General features: G+C 64.6%; 25 protein-coding genes. 20 read left to right on the top strand and 5 right to left on the bottom strand.

The features are described 5' to 3' along the window. Positions 1-265: 265 nt before the first annotated feature. Genes dapA through I6F28_RS13680 form a run of 4 tightly spaced genes read left to right on the top strand, consistent with a single transcriptional unit; the run spans position 266 to position 2,755 of the window. A complete protein-coding gene (gene dapA, locus I6F28_RS13695; protein ID WP_036015047.1) occupies positions 266-1,156 on the top strand; it encodes a 4-hydroxy-tetrahydrodipicolinate synthase in 891 nt (296 codons plus the stop codon). A 54-nt stretch (positions 1,157-1,210) separates the two neighbouring features. Then, positions 1,211-1,624, top strand: coding sequence for a large conductance mechanosensitive channel protein MscL (gene mscL, locus I6F28_RS13690; RefSeq protein WP_036039223.1), 414 nt, complete (start codon positions 1,211-1,213; stop codon positions 1,622-1,624). 59 nt (positions 1,625-1,683) lie between these two features. Then, a complete protein-coding gene (gene smpB / locus I6F28_RS13685) occupies positions 1,684-2,157 on the top strand; it encodes an SsrA-binding protein SmpB (RefSeq protein WP_025036727.1) in 474 nt (157 codons plus the stop codon). 4 nt (positions 2,158-2,161) lie between these two features. Continuing rightward, positions 2,162-2,755, top strand: coding sequence for a peroxiredoxin (locus tag I6F28_RS13680; protein WP_036025520.1), 594 nt, complete (start codon positions 2,162-2,164; stop codon positions 2,753-2,755). An 85-nt stretch (positions 2,756-2,840) separates the two neighbouring features. Here I6F28_RS13680 and I6F28_RS13675 read toward each other — a convergent pair whose 3' ends face one another. Both I6F28_RS13675 and I6F28_RS13670 read right to left on the bottom strand, forming a co-directional pair. Continuing rightward, positions 2,841-3,515, bottom strand: a complete 675-nt coding sequence (locus I6F28_RS13675; RefSeq protein ID WP_036025518.1) for a uracil-DNA glycosylase — start codon at positions 3,513-3,515, stop codon at positions 2,841-2,843. Continuing rightward, the gene (locus I6F28_RS13670; protein WP_036015038.1) at positions 3,496-4,140 is read right to left on the bottom strand and encodes a LabA-like NYN domain-containing protein; all 645 of its coding nucleotides are present in this window, start codon (positions 4,138-4,140) and stop codon (positions 3,496-3,498) included. Before I6F28_RS13670 ends, I6F28_RS13675 begins: the two co-directional genes overlap by 20 nt. Positions 4,141-4,469: 329 nt before the next feature. On the opposite strand from I6F28_RS13670, the gene rpoZ reads away from it, so the two are divergent. The 13 genes from rpoZ (at position 4,470) to I6F28_RS13605 (ending at position 18,805) form a co-directional block, all read left to right on the top strand. Then, a complete protein-coding gene (gene rpoZ / locus I6F28_RS13665; protein WP_007603391.1) occupies positions 4,470-4,862 on the top strand; it encodes a DNA-directed RNA polymerase subunit omega in 393 nt (130 codons plus the stop codon). Between the two features lie 204 nt (positions 4,863-5,066). Continuing rightward, positions 5,067-7,355 (top strand): RelA/SpoT family protein, encoded by a 2,289-nt coding sequence (locus tag I6F28_RS13660; RefSeq protein WP_036015037.1) that lies wholly within the window; start codon positions 5,067-5,069, stop codon positions 7,353-7,355. A gap of 45 nt (positions 7,356-7,400) precedes the next feature. Next, positions 7,401-8,153, top strand: coding sequence for a pyridoxine 5'-phosphate synthase (locus I6F28_RS13655; RefSeq protein ID WP_225140104.1), 753 nt, complete (start codon positions 7,401-7,403; stop codon positions 8,151-8,153). Continuing rightward, the gene (gene acpS / locus I6F28_RS13650; protein ID WP_025036721.1) at positions 8,150-8,569 is read left to right on the top strand and encodes a holo-ACP synthase; all 420 of its coding nucleotides are present in this window, start codon (positions 8,150-8,152) and stop codon (positions 8,567-8,569) included. Before I6F28_RS13655 ends, acpS begins: the two co-directional genes overlap by 4 nt. 249 nt (positions 8,570-8,818) lie before the next feature. Beyond that, entirely contained in the window at positions 8,819-9,583 is a 765-nt protein-coding gene (gene lepB / locus I6F28_RS13645; protein WP_036015031.1) for a signal peptidase I, read from the top strand. Then, positions 9,580-10,401 carry a ribonuclease III gene (rnc, locus tag I6F28_RS13640; protein WP_109143526.1) on the top strand — a complete coding sequence of 274 codons (822 nt, stop codon included), beginning with the start codon at positions 9,580-9,582 and terminating at the stop codon, positions 10,399-10,401. Before lepB ends, rnc begins: the two co-directional genes overlap by 4 nt. Beyond that, positions 10,391-11,317 carry a GTPase Era gene (gene era, locus I6F28_RS13635; RefSeq protein ID WP_036039210.1) on the top strand — a complete coding sequence of 309 codons (927 nt, stop codon included), beginning with the start codon at positions 10,391-10,393 and terminating at the stop codon, positions 11,315-11,317. Before rnc ends, era begins: the two co-directional genes overlap by 11 nt. A gap of 21 nt (positions 11,318-11,338) precedes the next feature. Next, the gene (locus tag I6F28_RS13630; RefSeq protein WP_036015023.1) at positions 11,339-11,719 is read left to right on the top strand and encodes a hypothetical protein; all 381 of its coding nucleotides are present in this window, start codon (positions 11,339-11,341) and stop codon (positions 11,717-11,719) included. Between the two features lie 120 nt (positions 11,720-11,839). Further along, a complete protein-coding gene (recO, locus tag I6F28_RS13625) occupies positions 11,840-12,592 on the top strand; it encodes a DNA repair protein RecO (protein ID WP_225140103.1) in 753 nt (250 codons plus the stop codon). A 102-nt stretch (positions 12,593-12,694) separates the two neighbouring features. Continuing rightward, on the top strand, positions 12,695-12,979 hold the full coding sequence (locus tag I6F28_RS13620) for a hypothetical protein (protein ID WP_036015015.1): 285 nt from the start codon (positions 12,695-12,697) through the stop codon (positions 12,977-12,979). Between the two features lie 64 nt (positions 12,980-13,043). Beyond that, a complete protein-coding gene (gene parC, locus I6F28_RS13615) occupies positions 13,044-15,302 on the top strand; it encodes a DNA topoisomerase IV subunit A (protein ID WP_036015009.1) in 2,259 nt (752 codons plus the stop codon). Between the two features lie 403 nt (positions 15,303-15,705). Beyond that, the gene (locus tag I6F28_RS13610; RefSeq protein ID WP_036025509.1) at positions 15,706-17,256 is read left to right on the top strand and encodes an ABC transporter substrate-binding protein; all 1,551 of its coding nucleotides are present in this window, start codon (positions 15,706-15,708) and stop codon (positions 17,254-17,256) included. 4 nt (positions 17,257-17,260) lie between these two features. Beyond that, a complete protein-coding gene (locus I6F28_RS13605) occupies positions 17,261-18,805 on the top strand; it encodes a GMC family oxidoreductase (RefSeq protein ID WP_225140102.1) in 1,545 nt (514 codons plus the stop codon). Positions 18,806-19,434: 629 nt separating this feature from the next. Here I6F28_RS13605 and I6F28_RS13600 read toward each other — a convergent pair. The 3 genes from I6F28_RS13600 to I6F28_RS13590 form a co-directional block, all read right to left on the bottom strand. After that, the gene (locus I6F28_RS13600) at positions 19,435-19,698 is read right to left on the bottom strand and encodes a hypothetical protein (protein WP_146207726.1); all 264 of its coding nucleotides are present in this window, start codon (positions 19,696-19,698) and stop codon (positions 19,435-19,437) included. 90 nt (positions 19,699-19,788) lie between these two features. Next, on the bottom strand, positions 19,789-21,171 hold the full coding sequence (gene chrA / locus I6F28_RS13595) for a chromate efflux transporter (RefSeq protein ID WP_036014994.1): 1,383 nt from the start codon (positions 21,169-21,171) through the stop codon (positions 19,789-19,791). Next, complete coding sequence (locus I6F28_RS13590; RefSeq protein ID WP_057029754.1) at positions 21,171-21,989, bottom strand: chromate resistance protein ChrB domain-containing protein; 819 nt, start codon at positions 21,987-21,989, stop codon at positions 21,171-21,173. Before I6F28_RS13590 ends, chrA begins: the two co-directional genes overlap by 1 nt. A 194-nt stretch (positions 21,990-22,183) precedes the next feature. On the opposite strand from I6F28_RS13590, the gene dmeF reads away from it, so the two are divergent. The 3 genes from dmeF (at position 22,184) to I6F28_RS13575 (ending at position 26,449) form a co-directional block, all read left to right on the top strand. Beyond that, complete coding sequence (gene dmeF, locus I6F28_RS13585) at positions 22,184-23,143, top strand: CDF family Co(II)/Ni(II) efflux transporter DmeF (protein WP_225113875.1); 960 nt, start codon at positions 22,184-22,186, stop codon at positions 23,141-23,143. A gap of 288 nt (positions 23,144-23,431) precedes the next feature. After that, positions 23,432-25,264, top strand: a complete 1,833-nt coding sequence (locus tag I6F28_RS13580; protein WP_225125120.1) for an adenylate/guanylate cyclase domain-containing protein — start codon at positions 23,432-23,434, stop codon at positions 25,262-25,264. A 39-nt stretch (positions 25,265-25,303) separates the two neighbouring features. Beyond that, positions 25,304-26,449, top strand: coding sequence for a phosphatase PAP2 family protein (locus tag I6F28_RS13575; protein WP_225140101.1), 1,146 nt, complete (start codon positions 25,304-25,306; stop codon positions 26,447-26,449). Positions 26,450-26,452 lie beyond the last annotated feature (3 nt).

Here is a 26,452-nt window from a genome sequence, read left to right as displayed (position 1 = left end):
CTCAGGGATCGCCACGCGGCAGATGCAAAGGAGGTCACGGCGTTTCGTCGCCCCGAATCAGTGAAGTGGCTCAAGACCTAGCTGAATTTGCTTGAATATGCGGAGAAAATACCAACAGCCGCTTACCTCGGGCCGATTTGCACCAGCACCGCGGCAAAATCGCGGCCTAAACCCAGCCTGGCACCGACCCCGGGTCTTTTACCGGCCGGATAGACCCGATATGAAGGGGGCTTGCTCAAGAGATCGCCGCGTACGGAGGAAGTCCATGGCAGCCAAGACGAAATTCCGAGGGTCGTTCACCGCCTTGGTCACCCCGTTCAAGAACGGCTCGCTCGACGAGGCGGCGTTTCGCTCCCTGGTCAATTGGCAGATTTCCGAGGGCACCAACGGCCTCGTTCCGGTCGGCACCACCGGCGAGAGCCCGACGCTCAGTCATGACGAGCACAAGAAGGTCGTGGAATGGTGCATCGCTGAAGCCAAGGGCCGCGTGCCCGTCATCGCCGGCGCCGGCTCCAACTCGACCAAGGAGGCGATCGAGCTCTCCCAGCACGCCGAAAAGGCGGGCGCGGACGCCGTGTTGATCGTCACGCCCTATTACAACAAGCCGACGCAAGAAGGCATGTACCAGCACTTCAAGGCGATCAACGATGCGATCGGCATTCCGATCATCATCTACAACATCCCACCGCGCTCGGTGATCGACATGTCGGTCGACACCATGAAGCGGCTGTGGGAGCTGAAGAACATCGCCGGGGTCAAGGACGCCACCGCCAGCATGGTCCGCGTGTCGCAGCAGCGCGCGGCGATGGGCGAGGACTTCAACCAGCTCTCGGGCGAGGACGCCACCATCATCGGCTACATGGCCCATGGCGGCCATGGCTGCATCTCGGTGACCTCGAACGTCGCGCCGCGCCTGTGCTCGGAGTTCCACGCCGCCTGGCAGAAGGGCGACACCAAGGCGGCGCTCGCGATCCACGACAAGCTGATGCCGCTGCACAACAACCTCTTCATCGAGAGCAATCCGGCGCCGATCAAGTACGCGATGTCGCTGCTCGGCAAGCTGGACGAGACGCTGCGGCTGCCGATGGTTCCGGTGTCCGAGCCGACGCGGGTTGCCGTGCGCAGCGCGATGGTTCACGCAGGTCTGGTCAACTGACGCATTAGCCGTTCGGGGGAGCCTTTCATGAGCGTGGAGGAAAAGGGCGCGCGGATGCTCAAGGAGTTCCGCGAGTTCGCCATGAAGGGCAACGTCGTCGATCTCGCGGTCGGCGTCATCATCGGCGCGGCCTTCGGCGGCATCGTCACCTCGCTGGTCGGTGACGTCATCATGCCGATCATCGGCGCGGTCACCGGTGGCCTCGACTTCTCGAACTACTTCATCCCCTTGTCGAAGGCGGTCACCGCAACCAACTTGGCGGATGCCAAAAAGCAAGGCGCCGTCCTTGCTTACGGCAGCTTCCTGACGCTGACGATCAACTTCATCATCGTCGCCTTCGTGCTGTTCCTGGTAATCCGCGCCATGAATACGCTGAAGCGCAAGGAGGAGGCGGCACCCGCTGCTCCGCCAAAGCCGTCGGCCGAGGTCGAGCTGCTGACGGAGATCCGCGATCTCCTCAAGAAGTGACGCGTCCACTTCATCCGAACTGTTAGAATCCGAGCGCATCTCGATCAGGTTTGCCCGTCATGGCCGATAAGAACGAACGTCCGATCAAGGTGATGGCGGAAAATCGCAAGGCGCGTTTCAACTACGCCATCGAGGACACGATCGAGGCGGGCATTGCGCTGACCGGCACCGAGGTCAAGTCGATCCGCAACGGCAAGAGCACGATCGCGGAATCATATGCCGATTCGAAGAACGGCGAGATCTGGCTGATCAACGCCACCATTCCCGAATACCTGCAAGGCAACCGCTTCAACCACGAGCCCAAGCGGCCGCGAAAGCTGCTGCTCCACCGCCGCCAGATCAACAAGCTGATCGGCGCGGTCGACCGCGAGGGCATGACGCTGATCCCGCTCAAGCTTTACTTCAACGAGCGCGGCCGGGCCAAGCTGCAGCTGGCGGTTGCGAAGGGCAAGAAGCTGCACGACAAGCGCGAGTCCGAGAAGAAGCGCGACTGGAGCCGGGAGAAGGGCCGGCTGCTGCGGGCGAGGGGATGACGAGATGAATCAACGGAACCTGCTCGAGGTCGACTGGAGCCAGATTCCCGCGCCTTCCGACGATGGCGCCGCCGCGCATCTCGAAGGCATGACGTTGCCGCCGATTGGCCTGCTCGCGACCGACGACACATCGGTCACCCTGTCGGCTTTGCGCGGCCGCACCGTGGTGTTCGCCTATCCCCGCACCGGCGAGCCCGGCAAGATCGCGCTGGTCGACGATTGGGACATGATCCCCGGAGCGCGCGGCTGCACGCCCCAGACCTGCGCCTTTCGCGATCTCTACGCCGAGCTGAAGGCCGCCGGCGCCGCGCACGTGTTCGGCCTCTCGACCCAGAGCAACGACTATCAGATCGAGATGGCGTCGCGCCTGCATCTGCCGTTCCCGGTGCTTTCGGACGAGAAGCTGGCGCTGACGCGCGCCTTGAACTTGCCGACCATGGAGGTCGCGGGCCTGACGCTGATCAAGCGCCTCGCGCTTGTTATCGACGACGCCAGGATCACGCACGTGTTCTATCCGGTGTTTCCGCCCGACCGGAACGCCGGCGACGTGCTGGCCTGGCTCAAGGCAAATCCCGTCAATAAGGCGCGATGCGATTAGGATGAATCGTCATCGCGCTTTAGCTTATTGTTTGAGCATGATCTTTTCGGAAAACCGCTACGCACTTTTCCGGATCATGCTCTAGCTAATCGAGATCCGCCTTCACCTTCGCGAACACGGATCTGAACATGTCTGGCGTCAGCACGCCGGTGTTCGTGTTGTAGCGGGAGCAGTGATAGCTGTCGTAGAGCCTGAACGCGCCGGCCTGATGCACCGCGCCGTGGCCGAAGGGGGCTTGCGAGGCCTTCAAATTCAGCGGCTTGAGCACGCTGTCGTGCGCAATTCGCCCGAGCGCGACGATCGCGCGCAGCTTCGGCATCGTCGCCAGATTGGCCACGAGAAACTGGCGGCAGGTGTTGATCTCGATCGGCAGCGGCTTGTTCTGCGGCGGCACGCAATGCACGGCATTGGCGATCCGGCAGTCGACGAGTTTCAGGCCGTCGTCGGGACGCGCCTGATAGGTGCCCCTCGCAAAGCCGTATTCGATCAGCGTGGCATAGAGCAGGTCGCCGGCATAATCGCCCGTGAACGGCCGCCCCGTGCGGTTGGCGCCCTGCATTCCCGGGGCGAGGCCCACGATCAGGAGGCGGGCCTTGATGTCGCCGAAGGGCGCAACCGGCGCATTGTGCCACGAGGGCTCGCGCGCGCGGTTCGCCTCGCGGAAGGCGACCAGGCGCGGGCAGAGCGGGCAGTCACGGTCGGGAACGATTGTGAGAGGCTGGCGGCTTGACCGGGCCGCCTCACTCCTCGAAGTCGTCATCGCCCCTCGGCGCCGTCGTGGTCGCGCGCTGGAGGAATTGCGGGGCGTGGTGGCGTTCACCACGCTCGCCGCGGTCACGCGGGGCGGGGCGCTCGGACGGATCGCGGCCGAGCTTGGATTGCAGCTCGACGAGGTCGGTGAAGACGTCGGCCTGGCGGCGCAGCTCGTCGGCGATCATCGGCGGCTGGCTGGCGATGGTGGAGACCACCGTGACCCGCACGCCGCGGCGCTGGACGGCCTCGACCAGGGAGCGGAAGTCGCCGTCACCCGAGAACAGCACCATCTGGTCGATGTGCTCGGCGAGCTCCATGGCGTCGACGGCGAGCTCGATGTCCATGTTGCCCTTCACCTTGCGGCGCCCGGAGGCGTCGATGAATTCCTTGGTCGCCTTGGTGACGACCGTGTAGCCGTTGTAGTCCAGCCAGTCGATCAGCGGGCGGATCGAGGAGTATTCCTGGTCTTCGATGATGGCGGTGTAATAGAACGCCCGCAATAACGTCCCGCGGCTCTGAAACTCCTTCAGCAGGCGCTTGTAGTCGATGTCGAAGCCGAGGGTTTTCGCCGTCGCGTAGAGATTGGCCCCGTCGATGAAGAGCGCGATCTTGTTGGTAGGAGAAGGTGACATTCAGTTTGCTCGCGTAGCGTTCGTGATTGATCGTTTTTTGTTGGCGCGGCGACAACAGGCCGCGCAGTTCTAGAGTGCCGCAGAAACCCGTCGAAACCGCAAATCCGGAGAAGTCGGGGCAATCAAGGTATAGTTATGGCGGACTTGCATACACCCCGGGGCCGCCCCCAACGGCAGCCCGGAAAACCACCCGTCCCAGCCCCAATGTGGGGTAGCAGAGCGGTTTGGCGAGGCCAAATCACAAAATGGTCTTGCGAAACCGTCCCGGCCCCTATAACTAGCCCCAATCATCCACATATTTCGTCCCACCCACAACGGAGCGACAGTCCATGGCTCGCGTCACCGTAGAAGATTGTATCGACAAGGTCGACAACCGGTTTGACTTGGTCCTGCTGGCCGCCCACCGTGCCCGCATGATTTCATCCGGTTCACAACTAACGGTTGACCGCGATAACGACAAGAACCCTGTTGTGTCTTTGCGTGAAATTGCCGAGACGACGATCTCGCCGGAGGACCTCCGCGAGGAGCTGGTCCACTCGTTGCAGAAGTTCGTCGAGGTGGACGAGCCCGAGCCGGATACAGTGCCGCTGATCGGTTCCGCGGGGGCAAGCGTCGATGCCGACGACACCGAGGTCGCCGTGGAGCGCATGACCGAGGAGGAGCTGCTGAAGGGCCTGGAAGGCCTCGCGCCTCCCGAGGAGCAGCCCGAGGAAGACGAGTAATTCCCCATCGCGATCATCTTCTTCTTGTGATCATATCAAAGGCCCGAACGATCGTTCGGGCCTTTGCTTTTGTTGACCTTTTCGTGGTTACCATAGCGCTGCGGTCGGTGCTTGGCCCTGTCACTGAATTGATCGGACACGAGCGCGATCGGAGTTAGGATGTATGCAGCGGGCCGGCTCAAGCCCGTTTGAAGGCAGGACGGCATGGTATATCGGCGCCGCAGATCCACGCAGATGCAGGCCGCAACCGAATCGGTTGCCGTGGCCCCGACTGCGCCGGTCGCGCGCCCCGCCCGGCCTCGCGCCCGGATGATGCGTCAATATGACCTCGTCGAGCGCGTCAGGTCCTACAATCCCAACACCAACGAAGACCTGCTGAACCGTGCCTACGTCTACGCCATGAAGGCCCACGGCTCGCAGACCCGCGCCTCGGGCGATCCGTATTTCTCGCATCCGCTCGAGGTGGCTGCGATTCTCACCGACCTCAAGCTCGACGACGCCACCATCGTGGCCGCGCTGCTGCACGACACGATCGAGGACACCGAGGCAACGCGGGCCGAGATCGATCAGATCTTCGGCTCGGAGATCGGCGCGCTAGTCGATGGCCTGACCAAGCTGAAGCGGCTGGAGCTGGTGTCGCGGGAGGCTAAGCAGGCCGAGAATCTGCGCAAATTGTTGCTGGCCATTGCCGACGATGTCCGCGTGCTTTTGGTCAAGCTCGCCGACCGTCTGCACAACATGCGCACGCTGGACTTCGTGCCGACGGAATCGCGCCGGCGCATCGCCGAGGAGACGCTCGACATCTATGCGCCGCTGGCGGGGCGCATGGGCATGCAGGAAATGCGCGAGGAGCTGGAGGATCTGTCCTTCCGCACCCTCGATCCCGAAGCCTATTCGGTGGTGATGCAGCGGCTCGACGCGCTGGCTGAGCGCAACCGCAACCTGATCGGCGAGATCGAGGACCAGCTCTCCAACAATCTGCGCCACCGGGGCTTGGGGGCGCGGGTCTATGGCCGGCGCAAGAAGCCGTTCTCGATCTGGACCAAGATGGAGCGCAAGTCGGTCGGCTTCGAGCAATTGTCCGACATCTTCGGCTTCCGCCTCGTCGTCAGCGACGTCGAGGCCTGCTATCGCGCGCTCGGGATCGTCCACACCACCTGGCCGGTCGTGCCCGGACGTTTCAAGGACTATATCTCGACGCCGAAGCAGAACGACTACCGCTCGATCCACACCACGGTGATCGGCCCCGGCAACCAGCGCGTCGAGCTGCAGATCCGCACCGAGGCGATGGACCAGATCGCCGAGCGCGGCATCGCCGCGCACGTTTTCTACAAGGAGGGCGTGGGTTCGCCGACCGAATTCCTCAAGCGCGAGTCCAACGCGTTCGCCTGGCTGCGCCACACCATCGGCATCCTCTCGGAAAGCGCGAACCCGGAGGAATTCCTCGAGCACACCAAGCTCGAGCTGTTCCACGACCAGGTGTTCTGCTTCACCCCGAAGGGCAAGCTGATCGCGCTGCCGCGCCATGCCAACGTGATCGACTTCGCCTATGCGGTGCATACCGACGTCGGCAACAGCGCGGTGGGCTGCAAGATCAACGGCAAATTCGCGCCGCTGTCCTCGGAGCTTCAGAACGGCGACGAGGTCGAGGTGCTGACCTCGGAGGCGCAGTCCGCGCCGCCCTCGGCCTGGGAAACGCTCGCCGTCACCGGCAAGGCGCGTGCCGCGATCCGCCGCGCCACGCGCACCGCGGTGCGCGACCAATATGTCGGGCTCGGCCGGCGCATCGTCGAGCGCCTGTTCGAGCGCGCCAAGATTGAATACGCCGACGACAAGCTCAAGGGCGCGCTGCCGCGGCTCGCGCGCACATCGATCGAGGACGTCATGGCGGCGGTCGGGCGCGGCGAGATCAAGGCCTCCCATGTCGCGCGTGCGATGTACCCGGATTACAAGGAGGAGCGCATCGCGCGCTACGGCGTCAAGAAGGGCCTTGCCGCCAAGCTCAAGGAGAAGGGGGTCTCCGAACAGTCGCGCAGCCCGGTCGCGATCCCGATCCGCGGCATCAATTCCGACCTTCCGGTGAAGTTCGCGCCGAACGGCGGCGCCGTCCCCGGCGATCGCATTGTCGGCATCGTCACGCCGGGCGAGGGCATCACGATCTATCCGATCCAGGCGCCGGCCCTGAAGGATTTCGAGGAGGAGCCGGAGCGCTGGCTCGACGTCCGCTGGGACATCGAGGATTCCGCGCCGCAGCGCTTCCCGGCCCGCATCAAGGTCGAGAACGTCAATGAGCCCGGCGCGCTGGCGCAGATCGCGACCGTGATCGCCGAGCACGACGGCAACATTGACAATATCAGCATGCAGCGCCGCTCGCCCGATTTCACGGAGACGACGATCGATCTCGAAGTCTACGACTTGAAGCACCTCAGCGCGATCCTGGCCCAGCTGCGCGCGAAGGCGGTCGTCGCCAAAGTCGAACGTGTTAATGGATAGGCGCATCTCGCATGCGCCGTTCCCTCTGATTTCGCGAGTTCTGAAATGCCCGCACCTCCGCTCCGCCTCGGCGTCAATATCGATCACGTCGCAACCGTGCGTAACGCGCGCGGCGGCCGCCATCCCGATCCGGTGCGCGCCGCGCTGCTCGCGATCGAGGCCGGCGCCGACGGCATCACCGCACATTTGCGCGAGGACCGCCGGCACATCCGCGACGAGGACATGGCGCGCCTGAAGGCGGAGATCTCCAAGCCGCTCAATTTCGAGATGGCCGCGACGGACGACATGATGCGGATCTCGCTCGCCACCAAGCCGCACGCGGTGTGCCTGGTGCCGGAGCGGCGCCAGGAGGTAACGACCGAAGGCGGGTTGGACGTGGTCGGCCAGCGCAGCGCGCTCGCGCCCTATATCGCGCGGCTGAGCGAGGCCGGCATCCGCGTCTCGCTGTTCATTGCGGCCGATCCCGCCCAGATCGAGATGGCGGCACGGCTGCGCGCCCCTGTGATCGAGATCCACACCGGTGCCTGGTGCGATGCCGTCGTCGATGGCCACACCGACAAGGCCGAGGCTGAATGGCAGCGGATCGTGGCCGGGGTGAAGCTGGCGAAGGACGCGGGACTCGAGGTTCACGCCGGCCACGGGCTGGACTATGCGACGGCGGAGAAGATCGCGAGCTTGCCCGAAATCATGGAGCTGAACATCGGCTATTACATGATCGGCGAGGCGCTGTTCGTGGGGATGGCCGAGACCGTGCGCAGCATGCGCGCGGCGATGGATCGTGGCCGGAGCCGGGCATGATCATCGGCATCGGCTCCGACCTGATCGACATCACCCGCGTCGCCAAGGTGATCGAGCGCCACGGCGAGCGTTTTCTCGACCGCATCTTCACCGCGGCCGAGCGTGCCAAGGCGGAACGGCGCGCCAAGAACGAGAAGATGGTGGTGGCGACCTACGCCAAGCGCTTCGCCGCCAAGGAGGCCTGCTCCAAGGCACTCGGCACCGGCATCAGGCGCGGCGTCTGGTGGCGCGACATGGGGGTGGTCAACCTGCCGGGCGGGCGGCCGACCATGCAGCTGACCGGCGGCGCGCTGGCCCGGCTCCAGGCCCTGACACCGGAGGGGTTCGAGGCGCGGATCGACCTTTCGATCACCGACGACTGGCCGCTGGCGCAGGCTTTTGTCGTCATTTCCGCCGTCCCGCTGCCGAAACCTTGATCGCGGCTCGGGCGTTTTGTGATTTTCTTTATAAATCAATATCTTAATCAGTTTTGATGCGATCCTTGATTGCGTGGCCTCCGACAACCGTCTAAAAGTCCGCGAACGCAAATCAGCCTGGGCGAATTCGGCTTTACGCCGGAATTGGCCCTCACTATCAGAATCAGGACAATCTCCTTGCGCCGCGAACCGGTGGGCCGTTCGCGGGAGGAGGGCGCTCTATGATCGCCGGCCGGAATTGAGAGAGCAATGAGCGTGACTTCGGGAACGAAAACTGAGAGCGGCGTCGGCGAAACGATCCGAGTCGTCATTCATGCTCTCCTGATCGCGCTCGTGATCCGCACCTTCCTGTTTCAGCCCTTCAACATCCCGTCCGGCTCGATGAAGGCGACGCTGCTGGTCGGCGACTATCTGTTCGTCTCGAAATATTCCTACGGCTACAGCCATTACTCGATTCCATTCTCGCCGCCGCTGTTCTCGGGACGGATCTGGGGCTCGGACCCCGCTCGTGGCGACATCGTCGTGTTTCGTCTGCCGAAGGACGATTCCACCGACTACATCAAGCGCGTGATCGGCCTTCCCGGCGACCGTGTCCAGATGCGGGACGGGCTGCTCTACATCAACGATACGCCCGTCGAGCGGCAGCGCATGAGCGAATATGTCGGCGAGGACCCTTGCGGCTCGGAAGGCGGCGGCATCTCCCGGGTGAAGCGCTGGAAGGAGACGCTGCCGAACGGCGTGTCCTATGAGACGCTGGACTGCGCCGACAACGGCTACATGGACAACACCAACGTCTACACCGTCCCGGCCGGCCACTTCTTCATGATGGGTGACAACCGCGACAACTCCACCGATAGCCGCTTTCTCGGCCAGGTCGGCTACGTCCCGCAGGAGCACTTGATCGGCCGCGCCCAGATGATCTTCTTCTCCATCGCTGAAGGCGAGCACGCCTGGATGCTCTGGCGCTGGCCGTGGGCGGTGCGCTGGAATCGGTTCTTCAAAATCGTCCGATGAAAGACGAAGCCAAGGACATCGCGATCCAACCGACCGAGGTGCAAGCCGCTCCCGAGGGCGATGCTGCGGCGAAGGCGCCTGCCAAGAAGAAACGGCCGCGGAGCAGCAAGGCCAAGGGCACGAATGCCAACGCGGCGCTCGAGGCGCGGATCGGCCACAGCTTCGCCGATCCAAATATGCTGATGCAGGCGATCACGCATGTCTCGGCCCTGAAGTCCGGGCGCAAGCGAGGCGACAGCTATCAGCGGCTGGAATTCCTCGGCGACCACGTGCTCGGGCTCGTCGTCTCCGACATGCTCTATCACGCCTTCCCGAACGCCGATGAGGGCGAGCTGTCCAAGCGGCTTGCCGAGCTCGTGCGCAAGGAGAGCTGCGCGGACGTCGCCAAGTCGCTCGGTCTCGTCGACGACATCAAGCTGGGCTCGGTCGGCTCCAGTGCCGATGCCCGCCTGCGCAAATCCATCCTCGGCGACATCTGCGAGGCCGTGATCGGCGCCATCTACCTCGACGGCGGCCATGCGGCGGCAGCCGAATTCGTCAAGCGCAACTGGACCGAGCGGATGCACAAGCCGCGCCGGCCCTTGCGCGATCCCAAGACCGTGCTGCAGGAATGGGCGCAAGGCAAGGGACTGCCGACGCCTGTCTATCGCGAGGTCGAGCGCACTGGCCCGCATCACGATCCGCAGTTCCGTGTCGCCGTCGATCTGCCGGGCCTGGCCCCGGCCGAGGGTATCGGCGGCAGCAAGCGCGCGGCAGAGAAAGTGGCAGCCTCAGTGATGATCGAACGCGAAGGCGTCGGCGGCAGCAATGACGGTTGAAGCAAGCGGCGGGGCACCCGGCGCGACGCGCTGCGGTTTCGTCGCGCTGATCGGCGCGCCGAATGTCGGCAAGTCGACGCTGGTCAACGCGCTGGTAGGCGCCAAGGTCACGATCGTCTCGCGCAAGGTGCAAACCACGCGCGCGCTGATCCGCGGTATCGTCATCGAGAACAACGCGCAAATTATCCTTGTCGACACGCCCGGCATCTTCTCGCCCAAGCGCCGGCTCGACCGCGCCATGGTCTCGACCGCCTGGAGCGGGGCGCATGATGCCGATCTGGTCTGCGTGCTGCTCGATGCCAAAACGGGCATCGACGAGGAGGCGGAGGCGATCCTCGCCAAGGCCGCCAGCGTCAATCACGACAAGATCCTCGTCATCAACAAGGTCGACCTGGTCCAACGCGAGAAGCTGTTGGCGCTGGCGCAGGCGGCCAACGAGCGCATGACTTTCGTGCGGACGTTCATGATTTCGGCGATCTCGGGCGATGGCGTCGACGACATCCGCAAGACGCTCGCGGACATGGTGCCGCCGGGTCCGTTCCTCTACCCCGAGGACCAGATGTCGGACGCGCCGATGCGGCAGCTGGCGGCCGAGATCACCCGCGAGAAGATCTATCAGAAGCTGCACCAGGAATTGCCCTACCAGTCCACGGTCGAGACCGACAAGTGGGAGGAGCGCAAGGACAAGTCTGTGCGGATCGAGCAGACGATCTACGTCGAGCGCGAAAGCCAGCGCAAGATCGTGCTCGGCAAGGGCGGCGCCACCATCAAGTCGATCGGCGCCGACTCGCGGAAAGAGCTGATGCAGATTCTGGACGTGCCGGTGCACCTGTTCCTGTTCGTCAAGGTGCGCGAGAACTGGGGCGACGATCCCGATCGCTATCGCGAGATGGGCCTGGACTTCCCAAAAGAATAACCAAGAAAAGATCGGCATTCGATGAGCCTACCCACCAACGTCCAGCGCTTCGAAGCGCTGCTCTATGCATCGTTGATGCTGGACGCCGTCTCGATCGCCGTGCAGGACCGCACGCCCAATGCCGCGGTGACCGAGCAGATGATCATGACCGGGACGCTGCTCGCCGGCGGCATGATCCTCCTGCTGCTCTATTTCGTCCGGCTGGCCGCGCATCATCGCAAGAACTGGCCACGCTGGGTGCTGGCGGCGGCCCTCGTGTTGTCGGTGATCTCGCTCGGCCAGATCATCGGCGAGAAGGGCCTGGAGCTCGACAGCGCCATCGAGATCGTCTCCTGCGCGCTGACGACGATGGGCCTGTATTTCTCCTTCAGCGGCGACGCGCGGGACTGGTTCAACGCGTGAGGCGCCGTAGGGTGGATTAGCGAAGCGTAATCCACCTTTGACGTGCACGGGCGATTGGCGGGTTACGCCTTCGGCTAATCCGCCCTACGATTGAACGCCGGAATCCGCTACACTTCCCCTATGGAATGGTCCGACGAAGGCATCGTGCTGGGGGTGCGGCGGCATGGCGAGTCCAGCGCCATTGTCGAGCTGTTGACGCGCGCGCATGGCCGGCATCTCGGCCTCGTCCGCGGTGGCGCCGGCTCGCGGATGCGGCCGCTGCTGCAGCCGGGGAACAGCGTCAGTGCGGTGTGGCGGGCGCGGCTCGACGAGCATCTGGGCACCTACGCAATCGAGGGATTGAAGCTGCGCGCGGCAACGCTGCTGGCATCGTCCCACGGCGTCTATGGCGTCACCCATCTCGCCTCCGTCGCGCGGCTGCTGCCGGAGCGCGATCCGCATGAGGACATCTTTGCGCTGCTCGAGCATTCGCTCGACGATTTCGACGACATCGGCAGCGCGGCCGTGCACCTGATCCATTTCGAGCTGGCGATGCTCGCCGAGCTGGGTTTCGGCCTGGCGCTGGACAATTGCGCGGTGACCGGCGAGACCACGGACCTGATCTATGTCTCGCCGAAATCAGGCGGCGCGGTATCGCGTAGCGCGGGCGAGCCGTGGCGCGACCGGCTGTTGCGGCTGCCGCCGTTCCTGCGCCAGGGCGAAACGGCGGGCGATCTCACCGAGCAGGATCTCCAGGACGGTTTTCGGCTCACCGGCCTGTTCCTGCTCCGCCACGTGCTGGAGCCGCGTGGCCAAGGCCATTCCGATGCGCGAGCCGGCTTCATCAACGCCCTGATGCGGCAGCAGGCGAGGGCGGCGATCCCGGCGCCATGACGTAATAGCTGCCCAGCCTTGCCCAGCAGCATGCAGTTCCCTGGAACGAAATCGGCCCGCGCGGACTTGCGGCTTGAGGTTCCACATCGGGGGACAGCCCAAATGTTGATCAGGGGATTCGCCTTGTCCGCGACGCTGCTTGCGTTCGCTCCCGACGCCATGGCTGGCGAGCCGCAGCCCGGGGCGTTTCGCCGGGCCTCGTGCACGGTGGTGCGGTACTATGTGGCGAAATATTCCGCTGCCGCTGCAGAGACATGGGCGCGGTCGCGGGGCGCGACCGACGCCGAGATCGAGGCCGCCCGCCGTTGCCTGACCAATGCGCCGGCGCCTGCGCAAACACCTGGTCCAGCCCCAACCCAGACCGTCACAGCCGGCTGGGCAGGTTAGTACGTCGCCCACAGGGAACCATTCGATCCTTGCCCGATTCGCTTCCACGGTTTAACCGGGCGGCATGGGAAAACGAATCGTTCCGCCGGAAGAACCGGCTGAAATCCACGAGGTGCCGCTGCGTGAGGCGCTGGAAGAGCGCTATCTCGCTTATGCCCTCTCCACCATCATGCACCGTGCGCTGCCGGACGCGCGCGACGGCCTGAAGCCGGTGCACCGGCGCATCCTCTACGGCATGCGCCTGCTCAGGCTCGACCCCGGCACGGCCTTCAAGAAGTCGGCCAAGATCGTCGGCGACGTGATGGGCTCGTTCCATCCGCACGGCGACCAGGCGATCTACGACGCCATGGTCCGCCTCGCGCAGGATTTCTCCTCGCGATATCCGCTGGTCGACGGTCAGGGCAATTTCGGCAATATCGACGGCGATAACCCCGCCGCCTACCGCTACACCGAAGCGCGCATGACCGACGTCGCGCGGCTTCTGCTCGAGGGCATCGACGAGGACGGGGTCGAATTCCGCGCCAACTACGACGGCCAGTCGAAAGAGCCCATCGTGCTGCCGGGCGGCTTCCCGAACCTGCTCGCCAACGGCGCGCAGGGCATCGCGGTCGGCATGGCGACCTCGATCCCGCCGCACAACGCCGCCGAGCTGTGCGATGCCGCGCTGCACCTGATCGAGAAGCCCGACGCAAAGTCGAAGGCACTGCTCAAGTGGGTCAAGGGCCCAGATTTCCCGACCGGCGGCATCATCGTCGATTCCAAGCAGGCGATTGCGGAAGCCTACACCACCGGCCGCGGCTCGTTCCGCGTCCGAGCGCGGTGGACGCAGGAGGAGGGCGCACGCGGCACCTGGGCCGTCGTCGTCACAGAGATTCCGTTCCTGGTGCAGAAGTCGCGTCTGATCGAGAAGGTCGCCGAGCTGCTGGACCAGAAGAAGCTGCCGCTGGTCGGCGACATCAGGGACGAATCGGCCGAAGACGTCCGCATCGTGATCGAGCCGAAGTCGAAGAACGTCGATCCGGCGCTGATGATGGAATCGCTGTTCCGCCTCACCGAGCTCGAAAACAAGATTCCGCTGAACCTCAACGTCCTGATCAAGGGGCGCATCCCCAAGGTCGTGGGGCTCGCGGAGTGCTTGCGCGAATGGCTCGACCATCTGCGCGACGTGCTGATCCGCCGCAGCAACTACCGCAAGGCGCAGATCGAGCACCGGCTGGAAGTGCTCGGCGGCTTCCTGATCGCATACCTGAACATCGACAAGGTGATCAGGATCATCCGCACCGAGGACGAGCCGAAGCCTGAGCTGATGAAGGCGTTCAAGCTCACCGAGGTGCAGGCGGAAGCCATCCTCAACATGCGCCTGCGCTCCTTGCGCAAGCTCGAGGAGATGGAGATCCGCACCGAGGACAAGAACCTCCGCGCCGAGCTCAAGGGCATCAACGCGGTGCTCGCCTCGGAAGCCGAGCAGTGGAAGAAGGTCGGCGAGCAGGTTGGCAAGGTCCGCGACATGTTCGGACCGAAGACACCGCTCGGCAAGCGTCGCACCACCTTCGCGGATGCGCCCGAGCACGATCTCGCCGCGATCGAGGAGGCCTTCGTCGAGCGCGAGCCGGTGACGGTGGTCGTCTCCGACAAGGGCTGGATCCGCACCATGAAGGGGCATGTCGAGGATCTCTCGGGCCTTGCCTTCAAGCAGGACGACAAGCTCGGCTTCGCCTTCTTCGCCGAGACGACCTCGAAGCTCCTGCTGTTCGCCACCAACGGCAAGTTCTACTCGCTCGACGTCGCCAAGCTGCCGGGCGGCCGCGGCCATGGCGAGCCGATCCGATTGTTCATCGACCTCGAGCAGGAGGCCGCGCCCGTCGCGCTGTTCGTCAACAAGGGCGGCCGCAAATTCCTGGTCGCCAGCCACGAGGGCCAGGGTTTTGTGGTCAACGAGGACGATTGCGTTGGCACCACCAAGAAGGGCAAGCAGGTCCTCAACGTGGACATGCCGAACGAGGCCCGCGCGATCACCGAGGTGACGGGCGACACCGTCGCCGTCATCGGCGAGAACCGCAAGATGCTGGTCTTCCCGCTCGACCAGGTGCCGGAGATGGCCCGCGGCCGCGGCGTGCGCCTGCAGAAATACAAGGACGGCGGCCTGTCCGACGTTGCGGTATTCGACGCCAAGGCGGGCCTGACCTGGAAGGATTCCGCAGGACGCGAATTCTCCGCGACCATGAAGGAGCTGGCGGAGTGGCAGGGCACGCGCGCCGACGCCGGCCGCCTGCCGCCGAAGGGTTTCCCGAAGTCGAACAAGTTCGGTCGAGTGATCGGGTAGGGCACTGGCCCCAACTGTCGCCGCAACGACGCTGTCATGCCCCGCCTAGTGCGCAATTGCGCACGGGGGCGGGGCATCCAGTACGCCGCGGCTTCTCCGTATCCATCAGCTGTCTCTGGAATACTGGGTCGCCCGGTCAAGCCGGGCGGCGACAGCGCGTGTTGTGCTCTCTGCTCCACCGTCATTGCGAGCGCAGCGAAGCAATCCAGAATCCCACCGCGGAAAGACTCTGGGTTGCTTCGCTGCGCTCGCAATGACGAGCTGCGCCAGCCTCGCTCTCCAACTCTAAGTATGTGCATCCTGCAAACGCGTGGCAGCTAGCTATGAGCGCATACGTGTGGGCACGAACATTGCTTTTTTCCTGCTGAACGCAAACGGCTGGTCAAAAGGCAAAAACACCCCAATGCTCAAACTGAAGACTTTCATTCCCGCGCTGTTCGGCCTTGCGCTGGTGGCGGCGCCCGCGCATGCGGCGGGCAATCTCGTCGCGGTGCTCGAGGCGGAGATCGTCACGCTCGATCCGCATTTCTCCACGGCCTATATTTCGCGCACGTTCGGCTACATGGTGTTCGACACGCTGTTTGCGAAGGATGCCAAGGGCGACATCAAGCCGCAAATGGTGCAGGACTGGAAAGTCTCGCCCGATGGCTTGACCTATACGTTCACGCTGCGCGACGGCCTGAAATGGCACGACGGCCAGCCCGTCACGGCAGCCGATTGCGTGGCCTCGCTGCGTCGCTGGGGCACCCGCAGCGCACTCGGCCGCCGCATTTTCGCGATCACGGCTTCGCTCGAGCCGGTCGATGCGAAAACCTTCGTGCTGACGCTGAAGGAGCCGTCCGGCCTCGTCATCGACGCGCTCGGCAATCCCGTCAGCCCGGTCGCTTTCATGATGCCCGAACGCATCGCGAGGACGCCCGGCGACCAGCGCACCACCGAGATCGTCGGCTCCGGCCCGTTCGTCTACAGCAAGGCCGACCACCGCACCGGCGACCGCATGATCCTGAAGAAGTTCGGCGACTATGTGCCGCGTCCCGAGCCCGCGGACTTCCTGGCCGGCGGCAAGCGCGTCAATGTCGACACGCTCGAGGTCCGCGTCATTCCCGATGGTGCGACTGCCGCCTCTGCGCTGCAGGCCGGCGAAATCGATTTCATGCAGTACGCGCCGTTCGATCTGCTGCCGCAGCTGGAGAAGAACACGCGCGTCAAGCTCGTCAACTTCACCGGCGGCAACATGTTCGCCGGCGCCTACCGTCTCAACGCGGCCTCGAAGCCGTTCGATGATCCGGAGATCCGCCGCGTGCTGTGGAAGCTGGTCGACCAGCGCGAAGTGCTGGATGCGCTCGGGCTCGACGCCAAATACGCCACCCCTTGCGCGACCTACTTCACCTGCGGCACCACATACGAGAGCAAGGCCGGCACGGAAGCCGCCGCAAAGCCCTCGATCGAAGCGGCGAAGGCTGCGCTGAAGGCGACCAAATATGCCGGCGAGCCCGTCGTCGTGATGCAGGCCAACGACCTCGAAGCCCCGCGCGTTTCGGCGCAGGTGCTCGCCGAGCGGCTGAAGGCTGCAGGTTTCAACGTCGATCTGCAGGTGATGGACTGGGCGAGCGTGCTGGCGCGCCGCGCCAAGAAGGAGGGCTGGAGCGTCTATGGCGTCCACGCCGGCGGCTTCGACCTCGGCTCGCCGCTGACCAATGTCATGGTTGCCTTCAACTGTGCCGACTTCACCGGCTGGCAATGCGATGCGCGTATCACCCCTCTGATGGAAGCCTTCGCCAAGGCGCCGGCCGAGGCGGACCGGAAGAAGATCGCGGGCGAGATCCAGGCCGTCATGTACGATCAGGCGCCCGGAATCCCGTGGGGCCAGTTCGCGCAGCCGGCCGCCTATCGCGCGACTTTGCGCGGTCTGATACCGTCCGCCATCCCGGTGTTCTGGAACGTTGAGAAGTAGCGCGATGTACGATGTCATTGTTGTCGGCGGCGGCTCCGCCGGCGCCGCCGTGGCCGCAAGGCTCTCCGAAGATCCCGCACGGCGCGTCCTGCTGCTCGAGGCGGGGCTCGACTGGCGCGCCGACGAGGCGCCCTGGGAGGTGCGGACGCCGAATCCGATCCCGATCATCCACAAGCGCGAGTACCAGGAGAAATGGCAATGGCCCGATCTTCTGACGCGCCGCGTCGCTGGGCAGGAGCCGCGCTTCTACTGGCGCGGCAAGGGGCTCGGCGGCTCGTCGATGATGAACGGCCAGATCGCGATCCGCGGCGTTGCCGATGCGTTCGACGAATGGGCGGCCAATGGCTGCACCGGCTGGTCGGCGAAAGAGGTGATGCCGCTGTTTTCGGTGATCGAGGACGATCTGGAATTCGGCGATGTCGAGGGCCACGGCCGCGGCGGGCCACTGCCGGTCTACCGCGCGCCTTTGCAAAAGTGGGGTCCGATCGACCGCGGCTTGCGCGATGCGGCACTTGCGAGCGGCTATCCCTGGTGCGCCGACGTCAATGGTCCGGACGGCGAGGGCGTTGCGTGCTACCCCATCAACAGCCGCGACTTGCGCCGCATCACCACCAATGAGGGCTATCTCGAGCCCGCACGCGGGCGCGCCAACCTGGAGATCCGCGGGCATGCGCTGGTCGATCGCGTGCTGATCAGCGACGGACGGGCGACCGGTGTCCGCGTTCATGTCGAGGGGCAGGGCACCCAGGAGATCAGCGCCCGCCAGATCGTGCTGTGCGCCGGCGCCATCCACAGTCCGGCGATCCTGCTGCGCTCGGGCATCGGGCCGGCCGAGGAGTTGAAGGCAATGGGGATTGCTGTCACGCGCGATCTGCCGGTCGGCCGCCATTTCTTCGACCATCCGCTGTTTCGCGCCACGATCCAGCTCCGGGACGAGCTTCGTCCCACCGATCCGGATACGCGCCACACCAATTGCTGCGTGACCTATTCCTCCGGCCTCGCCAATGGCGGCAAGCGCGACATGATCCTGATCGCCTTCAATCATCGCGGCATCGGGAACCCCGGAGCGATCGGCGCGGGGCTGTTCAACGCCTATTCGCGCGGGACGCTCAAGCTGGCCTCGACCGATCCTGCAATCGATCCGGTCGTCGAGGAGAACATGCTGGCCGATCCGCGCGACATGCTGCGCATGATCGATGCGGTGAAACGCCTCGCGGTCATCACGTCGCAGCCGGCGCTGTCAGGCATCGCCGACTGGATCAGGCTCGCTGACACGGATTTGACGCTGCCGCAGGCCGCCAGCCTGCCCGATCACGAGCTCGACTCGGTGCTGCGCCGCGAGACCGGCGACATCCAGCATGCCGCCGGCAGCTGCCGCATGAGCGGCGGGAACGACCCCGATGGCGTGGTCAACCCCGATGGTACCGTGAAAGGGATCAGCGGCCTTCGCGTCGCCGACGCCTCGATCATGCCGTCCGATTGCCGCGCCAACACGCACTTCACGACGGTGGTGATCGGGGAAGCGATCGCGCGGATGATGATGCGATAGCCAGCGGCCAGGATCTGCCATGTGATGAGTCGTGCGCGCTACGCGGAAGGGTACGTCGAGTGGCCGCGGGACTGGAATCAATTGAACGTTGCGCAACATCGTTCCTAGCGATGTTGAAAGCCTCCGACGAATATCATCGGGAACGTTTGCGCGCGGCTTCGATTGGCATGTCATCGTCAATCGGAGTTTGAACCATGCGAAAGACAATCTTCTCAGTAGCCATGTGTGCGTTGCTTGCCGGCGCCTCGATCGGGTTCGCCCATGCGCAGGCGGGCGGAGGTGCCGGAGGCGGGGCCGGCGCAGGTGGAGCGGGCGGCGCGGGTGCGGGCGCTAGCGCCGGGGCCGGAGGAACCAGCGGCGGAACGAGCGGCGCGGCGGGTGGAACGGGAGCGGGCGATGCAGGTACCGGCAGTTCGACGGGATCCAGCGTAGGCGCCGGCGGCGGCAGTGGCGCGGGTTCCGGCCAGGGCGGTCCTCAGACCATCCGTCCGGGCGGCACAAACGATCCAACCCGACGCTAACAAAGGTCGGCGCTTATTGACGTGAATAAGGGAAGGCTGCGGGATTCAACTCAGCAGCTTTCCCACGCCCTCGCCGCGACAGCGCAAGGCCTAGGGGTGGCACGGGCCCTACGGACTGAACAAACTGCGAAGAAACCGCTCCTTTTCGCCGGGCGCATAACCTTGAGAAGCGCCGAAATAAGGTTCAGTGGCGCCAGGATAAGCTGAGGTTTCCGGCGGCGGCGCGTAGGCGAAGCCCGAAGCTGGACCGGACGGGACCATACCCTGACCGGAATGGACAATCGCGTGCCGCCGGTGTGGATGACGCGCCTGTGCGGCGTCGGCAGCGCCGACCAAGGTGATCAGAAAACTGAAAACCAGAAGGAAACGCATCGCTGTTTCTCCAAACGCCCCCTGCCTAGGTGGCGTTCGGCCGCGGCGTTCCAACTCATCCTGGACTCACGATTAGTCACGTCCCTGGCATCAGATCACCCCGGCCATCCGCAACGCCACGCCCGCCGCGCAGCTGCCCGCCAGCACCGTCAGCATGCCGAGCTTGAACCGGAAGATCGCGGTGGCCGCCGCGATCGCCAGCACCAGCGCCGGCACGTCGACGCTCCTCAGCACCGGCATGTCGAAGTTCAGCGGAAACGCATGCACCGGCACGGTCTCGCGGAACAGGATGTGCAGCGCGAACCAAATCGACAGGTTGAGTATCACGCCGACCACGGCGGCGGTGATCGCGCTGAGCGCGCCGGCGAGGCCCGCGTTGCCGCGCAGCCGCTCGATGTAGGGCGCGCCGACGAAGATCCAGAGGAAGCAGGGCGTGAAGGTGACCCAGGTCGCGAGCAGGCCGCCGAGCGTGGCCGCGAGCATCGGCGACAGGCCGCTAGGGTCGCGATAGGCCGCCATGAAGCCCACGAATTGCAGCACCATGATCAGCGGGCCCGGCGTGGTCTCGGCCATGCCGAGACCGTCGAGCATCTCATGCGGCTTGAGCCAATGATAATGCTCGACCGCCTGCTGGGCGACATAGGCCAGCACCGCATAGGCGCCGCCGAACGTGACCAGCGCCATCTTCGAGAAGAACAGCGCGATCTGGCTGAATACGTTGGCCTGGCCGAAGGCGATCAGCAGCGCTATCACCGGCACCAGCCAAAGCGCCAGCCACAATGCACCGACGCGGATCGCGCGCGCCGTGTCGGGGCGGACGTGATCCGGTACGGCCTCGCCGAGCATGCTGTCGATCGCGGCGCCGCCGCCATGGCCGTGACCGGCCGGCGCGAATTCCGGACGGCCGCTTCGGGCGCCGGCATAACCGATGAGGCCGGCGGCGATGATGATGATCGGGAAGGGGACCGCGAAGAAGAAGATCGCGACGAAGGCCGCGGCCGCGAGCGCGATCATGATGCGGTTCTTCAGCGCGCGCTTGCCGACGCGCACTACCGCCTCGACGACGATGGCGAGCACGGCCGCCTTGAGCCCGAAGAACAGCGCCTCGACGAAGCTGACATTGCCGAAGGCGGCATAGATGTAGCTGAGGCCCATGATGGCGATGATGCCGGGCAGGATGAACAGCCCGCCCGCCATCAGCCCGCCGGCGGTGCGATGCATCAGCCAGCCGACATAGGTCGCGAGCTGCTGCGCCTCAGGTCCCGGCAGCAGCATGCAATAGTTCAGTGCGTGCAGGAAACGGCCTTCGGAGATCCACTTCTTCTCCTCGACCAGGATGCGGTGCATCACCGCGATCTGGCCCGCGGGGCCGCCAAAGCTCAGGCAGGCGACACGGAGCCAGACGCGAAAAGCTTCGTTGAAGCTGATGCCGTGACCGGCACCAGCTCCCGCTTGATCGGCGCGAACGTCCATTACGCCTTCACCTTGTTGGTCGGCCAGTTGTGAGTCTCGGTGGTGGCGTCGCGGCACCAGCGGTAGAAGGCATCATAGAGCAGCATGCCGGCCTCGAGCTGCTCGAGGTCGTCGTCATACATGCGCGACAGCCCGAGCGAGGCCGCGAGCAGGCCGGGCGCCTCCGGCGCGAGGTCGGGTCGCGCGGTGTCGGCGCCCCGCACCAGCGTCGCGAGACGCAGCAGGGGCGGAGTCGCGATGCCGAACTCCTCGATCATCACGTCGAAGGTGCAGAGCTCGCCGCGGTGGCTCCAGAACACGTTCTCGATGTCGAAGGGCGCTGCGCCGAACCGCTCGCCGACGGCGACCACCTCGGACGGCGCGACATAGAGGAACACTGCGCCCGGATCGACGAAGCGGCGGATCAGCCACGGGCAGGCGATGCGGTCGACCTTCGGCCGCGCCCGCGTCACCCAGACGGTGCGACCCTTGGCATCGCGCGGCGGCAGCTTGCGGGCGTCGACCAGCGGCAGCTTGGCCGCCTTCCAGCCCTCGAAGCCGCCCTCCAGCGTTTCGGCCTGCGCGCCGAGCTGGCGTAACCAGGCCGCGGTGCCTTGCGCGAGCTTCTCGCCGCGGAGGCAGGAGACTACGGCGCGGCGGCCGGCGAAGGCGCCGCCCCAGTCCGCCACGTTGTCGTGGCCGAGCTTGATGGAGCCGGGAATCAGCCGCCGGTCGGCGGCGAAATCCTGCTCGGTGCGCACATCGATCAGAACCGGCGCATTCGCCGTGCCGATCAGCCGTGCCATTTTGTCGGATGAGATGGTCGTGAATGTAGACATGATGCGTCCTCGAGAACCAAACGGGACGCGATGCTTGGGCCTGTCGCCTCGTGGGGAGATCGCTCAAATCCCCATGGCGCAGATTACAGCGAAACTAAGAAGCACTGTCAATCCGCGGGACGATTGGTCCTTAGAAAATTGGTGCCTGCCGTCTATATTGGAGGCCAACAGAGCTGAATCTTCTGGAGAATTCGATGCATTCCCATTCCATCGAACAATGGACCCATGACCACGCCTTCCTGGGCGAGAAGCACGACGACAACGAGCGCCGCACCTGGTTCGTGGTCGTGCTGACGCTGGTCATGATGGTCGGCGAGATCGTCGCCGGCTCGCTGTTCGGTTCGATGGCGCTGCTCGCCGACGGCTGGCACATGGGCACCCATGCGGCGGCGCTCGGCATTGCCGCCTTCGCCTATCGCTTCGCGCGGCGGCATCTGGGGAATGCGCATTTCACCTTCGGCACCGGCAAGTTCGGCGATCTTGCCGCCTTCGCCAGCGCGATCATCCTCGGCCTGATCGCGGTCGAGATCGCCTATGAGAGCGTGCTGCGCTTGGTCAATCCGGTGCCGATCGTCTACGGCGAGGCCATGGCCGTGGCTGCTCTCGGCTTGGGCGTCAATCTCGCCAGCGTGTGGCTGCTGCGCGACAGCCACGATCATCACCACGGCCATGGCCATGCGCATGATGACCACGCCGAGCATGACCACGAGCGCGATCATCACCACCATCAGCACGACAACAACCTCCGCGCGGCCTATGTCCATGTCATGACCGATGCCGCAACCTCGGTGCTGGCGATCGCAGCGCTCGGCCTTGCCATGTATTCCGGCTGGGTCTGGGCCGACCCGGCGGTGGGTCTGATCGGCAGCGCCGTGATCGCGAGCTGGGCATTCGGCCTGATCAAATCATCGGGTGCGGTGCTGCTCGACGTGCGCGCCGACGAGAAGCTGGAGCGGGTGATCCGCGCCCGCATGGAGGTCGGTGAGGATCGCGTCACCGACCTGCATCTCTGGCAGGTCGGCCCCGGCCATTGTGCCGTGCTGCTCTCGGTGGTGTCGGACAAGCCGAAGCAGCCGGCCGTCTACAAGCGGCGGCTCGCCGGGCTGAAGGGCCTCAGCCACGTCACGGTCGAGGTCGAGACCTGCCCGCATTAGCGGTGAGTGAACGTGACTTCGCGCATGACGAGAAGAAGTTTGCGTTTTCATTTTGAGTTGTCGCGATTGCGACCCACCCGGGCGTTTCGCAAATCGTGATCTGGTTCATAACCGAGCGGCCAGCTGCGCAGTATGGATTGACGTGCGCTCGATGAGGACGTGCGTGCGCTGAGTTCGCAACTGCCGGGCAAGGTCCGGTCAACATCAAGGTAGTGAAGCAGTACCGGCCTTAAGGGCCATTCACCTGAGAGCCCGGTCAGCGGAGGCCGGGCTTCGGAGAGACGAGCAATGGGCCTCGTGCAGCAGGACACCGTGGTCCTCTTGGTCGACCTCGTCGAGTCCGTGCGTCTGATGCGGGAGCATGAGGCGTCCGCGGTGCGTCGATGGACCGACTTCGTCCAACTTGCCACCGGCCAAATTCTGCCGCGTTATCGCGGCGGCCTCGTGAAGAGCCTCGGAGACGGGCTCATGGCCCGCTTCGAATCCGTGCGTGATGCCGTCAATGCCGCCGCCGAAATGCACCGGAGTATCGCCGTTCAGAACACCGGGCGGCCTGAAGATCAACACTTCCAGCTTCGTGCGGGGATCAACTCCTCCACCGCCTGGAGTGACGGCACTGACATCTATGGCACCGGCATCAACCTCGCAGCCCGGCTCGCAACTCTTGCCGGTCCCGGTGAAACCATCGCCAGCGAGGCCGCGCATGAGCAACTGGCGACAGCTCTTGCCAGCCTGGCCAGTCCGGGGGAGACGATTGGCAGCGCTGCGGCGCGCGACGAGCTGACGCACGGAGTGGATGCGCTGTGCGAAGATTTGGGCGACTGTATCCTCAAGCACTTTGACAAGCCGGTTCGCGCCTACCGCGTTGGTCCGGCCAGTCCACACCCAAGCCTCGCAGCTCGGCGAGACTATGGAACTCCCATGGAGCCGACGATCGCCGTCATCCCCTTCGACGCGCGCAAGGACGCGGAGGAGCATCTCGACGTTGGTAACCTGATCGCGGACAGCGTGATCTGGTGCCTCTCCAGATCGGCGAACCTCAAGGTGATCTCGCGTCTGTCGACCAACATATTTCGCGGCAGGGTCAGCGATGTGGCGGAAGTATCGGCGCATCTCGGTGCCACCTACATTCTCAGCGGCAGCTATGTGGTCGATGCGGACCGGATTCTGGTGACGGCGGAGCTGTCCGCGGCGCGAACCAATCAAGTCGTCTGGACCGACCGCCTGAGCGGCAATATCGGCGATCTGCTGCAGCCGGAGAGCGAACTGGCTCACCGCATCGCCGCTGCAGTGCATCTGTCGGTCTTCGATGCCGAGGTCGAGCATATCCTGACCCAGCCGTTACCGACGCTAGAAAGCTACTCGCTGCTGCTTGGCAGCATCCGCCTGATGCACCGGTCGAGCAGGGAGGAGTTTCTCCAGACCCGGACGGTGCTGGAGGAACTGATCAATCGCCACGGCCGAATAGCTGCCCCGCGCGCCTGGCTCGCCAACTGGTACATCCTGCGCATGACGCGCGGCTGGTCCGAGGACCGCAAACGCGAGGCCGCCGAGGCCTTGAGCGCCACTCGCGCGGCGCTCGACCGTGACCCGTCCGACGCGCTTGCGCTTGCGACCGAAGGCTTCGTCTATTGTCACATGTTGAAGGACCTGGACGCTGCCCGAAAGCGGTGCGAGCAGGCCGTCGATGCCAACCCCAGCCACGCGTTGGGCTGGCTCTACCGGGGCACCGTCGACGCCTTCAAAGGCGACGGCGAGGCAGCCGTGGACGCAACGCGGCGCGCTCTGAAACTCTCCCCGCTCGATCCGCAGCGGTATTATTTCGAGTCCCTGGGCGCCACGGCGCTTCTATCGGCGCATCGATACGACGAGGCGGAAGAGCTCGCGCGCTCATCTCTCATTCTCAATCGCATGCATCCGTCTACGTGGCGGGTCCTCGCTATCGCACTCGTTTCGCAAGGACGGGTCGCGGAGGCCCGCGAAGCCTTGGGCAAGATGCGCGAGCTCGAGCCGCATTTGACCCTAGATCGATACATCGGGCGCCTCCCCAATGCGAATCTCGAAACAGGCAGGCACTGGGCTCGCTGCCTCGAAGTGGCAGGACTACCGACGACAGGCTGACTAACCTCATACCGACTTGTTTTCATAAGGAGGCAGGCAATGGCTCAACTAGGCGGGGCGGGAGGAGCAGGCGGTGCAGGTGGTGCTGGCGGAGCCGGCGGCGCAGGGGGGGCAGGAGGTGCAGGCGGAGCGGGCGGCGCTGGAGGGGCCGGTGGGGCGATAATTGGCACGCTCGGCGACGTCTGGGCCAATCCCATCATGGTGGATGCACTCATCCACGCTCGCGAAGGGACAATCGTTGTTCCGGAGCGACCGACCTCTCCGTATTTTTACTACTACGCGCCGGCCTTGCCGGCGATCGAAGACCCAGCCCAATTGGATCGCTGGGAGCCGTGGGTGCGCGCCTACACAGCGGTCGGGGAGATGCTGCAGGGCATCACCCTTCAGGTGTCGGGCGCCGATCCGAACGCATTCCTGGTTCGCTCGCCCGCATACGTGATTGCGGAGTTAGGGCGTCCGGTCCAATCGACGTTTCAAGACCAGATTGAGATGGTCGTGAGCTGGGCCGAGCTGCGCAACGAACGCGCCACAGAAATCATGGCGCAGATCGATCCCCAGTATGCCTTCTGGTCCTCGATCGTCTACCTGCATCCCGAGAGGACCAGGCGGACATTCGAGCTCATCAACATGGTCCTGCAATTCTGCGTTTACGTGGAAATGCGCTTCAAGCATGCGCTGGGGTGCTCGCGTCCCGTGGAATACAACGCCCAGGTTCAGCCGATGATCACGACGCCGGGACACGGAAGTTTCCCGAGCGGACATGCGACGCAGGCTTACGCGGTAGCCTACGTGCTGAAACGGCTATTGAGCCTGCACAAGACGACATCCGGATTCCCGGAGATCGTCGAGCAGCTCGACCGGCAGGCCGCACGAATCGCAACCAATCGGGTCGTGGCCGGAGTCCATTTTCCAGTCGACAGCATGGCAGGGCGGATGCTGGGTATCGCCTTGGGCGAGTACTTCGTCGGCCGTTGTCTCGGGAGCACGGCAACCAAGAGCCGCAAATTCAACGCCAGCCACGCCGACAGTAACTCTCGCACGGATTTCAATCCCTTCCATGCTGACCAGGCGCTCAATGCCAACAAGTTCTATTCGGAAACCACAGGAGGGACTGTTACGCAGTCCCTCCTGATGAAGGAACTATGGGACAAGGCCTACTACGAAGTTTCGACAAGATTTCCGTAGGAA

This window comes from Bradyrhizobium sp. NBAIM14, from assembly GCF_020193895.1.
GTDB classification, from domain to species: Bacteria; Pseudomonadota; Alphaproteobacteria; order Rhizobiales; family Xanthobacteraceae; genus Bradyrhizobium; species Bradyrhizobium yuanmingense.
This window is presented reverse-complemented; position numbering and strand designations above follow the sequence as displayed.

Coding starts and splice junctions, on each gene's coding strand:
- I6F28_RS13575 (WP_225140101.1), top strand. CDS start 25,304: ATGGCTCAACTAGGCGGGGCGGGAGGAGCAGGCGGTGCAGGTGGTGCT.
- era (WP_036039210.1), top strand. CDS start 10,391: ATGACGGTTGAAGCAAGCGGCGGGGCACCCGGCGCGACGCGCTGCGGT.
- lepB (WP_036015031.1), top strand. CDS start 8,819: ATGAGCGTGACTTCGGGAACGAAAACTGAGAGCGGCGTCGGCGAAACG.
- I6F28_RS13620 (WP_036015015.1), top strand. CDS start 12,695: ATGTTGATCAGGGGATTCGCCTTGTCCGCGACGCTGCTTGCGTTCGCT.
- parC (WP_036015009.1), top strand. CDS start 13,044: ATGGGAAAACGAATCGTTCCGCCGGAAGAACCGGCTGAAATCCACGAG.
- I6F28_RS13630 (WP_036015023.1), top strand. CDS start 11,339: ATGAGCCTACCCACCAACGTCCAGCGCTTCGAAGCGCTGCTCTATGCA.
- I6F28_RS13610 (WP_036025509.1), top strand. CDS start 15,706: ATGCTCAAACTGAAGACTTTCATTCCCGCGCTGTTCGGCCTTGCGCTG.
- I6F28_RS13675 (WP_036025518.1), bottom strand. CDS start 3,515: ATGACGACTTCGAGGAGTGAGGCGGCCCGGTCAAGCCGCCAGCCTCTC.
- smpB (WP_025036727.1), top strand. CDS start 1,684: ATGGCCGATAAGAACGAACGTCCGATCAAGGTGATGGCGGAAAATCGC.
- acpS (WP_025036721.1), top strand. CDS start 8,150: ATGATCATCGGCATCGGCTCCGACCTGATCGACATCACCCGCGTCGCC.
- dmeF (WP_225113875.1), top strand. CDS start 22,184: ATGCATTCCCATTCCATCGAACAATGGACCCATGACCACGCCTTCCTG.
- I6F28_RS13655 (WP_225140104.1), top strand. CDS start 7,401: ATGCCCGCACCTCCGCTCCGCCTCGGCGTCAATATCGATCACGTCGCA.
- I6F28_RS13680 (WP_036025520.1), top strand. CDS start 2,162: ATGAATCAACGGAACCTGCTCGAGGTCGACTGGAGCCAGATTCCCGCG.
- I6F28_RS13580 (WP_225125120.1), top strand. CDS start 23,432: ATGGGCCTCGTGCAGCAGGACACCGTGGTCCTCTTGGTCGACCTCGTC.
- chrA (WP_036014994.1), bottom strand. CDS start 21,171: ATGGACGTTCGCGCCGATCAAGCGGGAGCTGGTGCCGGTCACGGCATC.
- I6F28_RS13590 (WP_057029754.1), bottom strand. CDS start 21,989: ATGTCTACATTCACGACCATCTCATCCGACAAAATGGCACGGCTGATC.
- I6F28_RS13670 (WP_036015038.1), bottom strand. CDS start 4,140: ATGTCACCTTCTCCTACCAACAAGATCGCGCTCTTCATCGACGGGGCC.
- dapA (WP_036015047.1), top strand. CDS start 266: ATGGCAGCCAAGACGAAATTCCGAGGGTCGTTCACCGCCTTGGTCACC.
- I6F28_RS13605 (WP_225140102.1), top strand. CDS start 17,261: ATGTACGATGTCATTGTTGTCGGCGGCGGCTCCGCCGGCGCCGCCGTG.
- rnc (WP_109143526.1), top strand. CDS start 9,580: ATGAAAGACGAAGCCAAGGACATCGCGATCCAACCGACCGAGGTGCAA.
- I6F28_RS13660 (WP_036015037.1), top strand. CDS start 5,067: ATGGTATATCGGCGCCGCAGATCCACGCAGATGCAGGCCGCAACCGAA.
- rpoZ (WP_007603391.1), top strand. CDS start 4,470: ATGGCTCGCGTCACCGTAGAAGATTGTATCGACAAGGTCGACAACCGG.
- recO (WP_225140103.1), top strand. CDS start 11,840: ATGGAATGGTCCGACGAAGGCATCGTGCTGGGGGTGCGGCGGCATGGC.
- mscL (WP_036039223.1), top strand. CDS start 1,211: ATGCTCAAGGAGTTCCGCGAGTTCGCCATGAAGGGCAACGTCGTCGAT.
- I6F28_RS13600 (WP_146207726.1), bottom strand. CDS start 19,698: ATGCGTTTCCTTCTGGTTTTCAGTTTTCTGATCACCTTGGTCGGCGCT.